The following is a 1,134-nucleotide window of genomic DNA, read 5'->3' on the forward strand; positions in this document are numbered from 1 at the left end:
AATCAGCATCAACAACATCGCCATTTGGTCATCGCCAACTTGACCCGTTAAGTACTCATCCATGATCTGGTTTGCTTGCTCAAAAGTCAGTGGTTTTCTACCACGTTCACCGCGACCAACCGTACGAATACAATCTRAAATAATGCTCATTAATTCTAACTCTCTACTTATTTTTGCAATGGGAGCCAATCCCTAGCTTAATGCTTGTCACACTATGCATTCCCTACTATGGCAAGGCAAATAAAATATAGAGAGATCATGATTTCACGATAAAAGCCATGAGATTTGTATGCTCACTCTTCATTGATACGCTATATCTATATAGTGATAGAACTATTAATTAAGAGCAATTAACGTGGATTCAACCTTCTTCAAAGCGCTGACTAACCACCCAGAAATCATGCCTACGATTTTTGAGTCTTTGCCTGAACCCACTTTTTTAATTAATGCCGATGGCTACTACGTTGAAGCCTGGGGCGGAACAGATACTAAAAGGCACCATAACCCTATGCCTTTAGTCGGCTTACACTTAAACGAAATACTGCCCTCAGATAAAGCCGTATGGTTTGCACAGGTGATAAAAGAGGTATTGGAGTCACATAAAGTCCATGAATTAGAATATGAACTCAACCCTGCTGAACTAAAGTGTTTTGACGGAGTAGATGGCCCAACCGAAAAGCAATTTTTCAGTGCATTTGTTGTCCCTTTAGCGGGCGAAAAACATGTACTGTGGACCATTCGCAATATAACTGAGTACAAGCTAGCCCAACAAGAACTTGCGATTCAACAACAACGACTAGAGCGCCTAAGTAACATTGACCACCTGACTCAATCTTATAACCGGTTCGCTTTAGATAAGTTGCTCCCCGAGGTTCTGGATAAAACCAGAGCAAGACAACACAGTGGAGCGCTATTTATGATCGATATTGATTGCTTTAAAAACCTCAACGATTATTACGGTCACTTACAAGGGGATGAAGCCTTAATAAAAGTAGCGAGTACAATTCAAGAATGGGCAAATGAAGATGGGTATTGTTTTAGATTTGGGGGAGATGAATTTTTGGTATTTCGGGCGAATTTAACAAGAGAACAATGTTATCAAGACGCTTGTGAACTGAGCCAATCTATTAAAGC

Annotated in this window: 1 protein-coding gene and 1 pseudogene; one reads left to right on the top strand and one right to left on the bottom strand. The window is 40.3% G+C overall.

Going from position 1 to position 1,134, the window contains the following annotated elements:
• Positions 1 to 150: pseudogene (locus tag L4C33_RS22380) on the bottom strand (glycosyl transferase family protein); the annotation flags it as partial.
• A gap of 205 nt (positions 151 to 355) precedes the next feature.
• Here L4C33_RS22380 and L4C33_RS22385 point away from each other — a divergent pair.
• The coding region (locus L4C33_RS22385; RefSeq protein WP_428814576.1) for a sensor domain-containing diguanylate cyclase at positions 356 to 1,134 on the top strand (779 nt) is incomplete at its 3' end.

The sequence above is a fragment of the Vibrio makurazakiensis genome (genome assembly GCF_050337375.1).
GTDB classification, from domain to species: Bacteria; Pseudomonadota; Gammaproteobacteria; order Enterobacterales; family Vibrionaceae; genus Vibrio; species Vibrio makurazakiensis.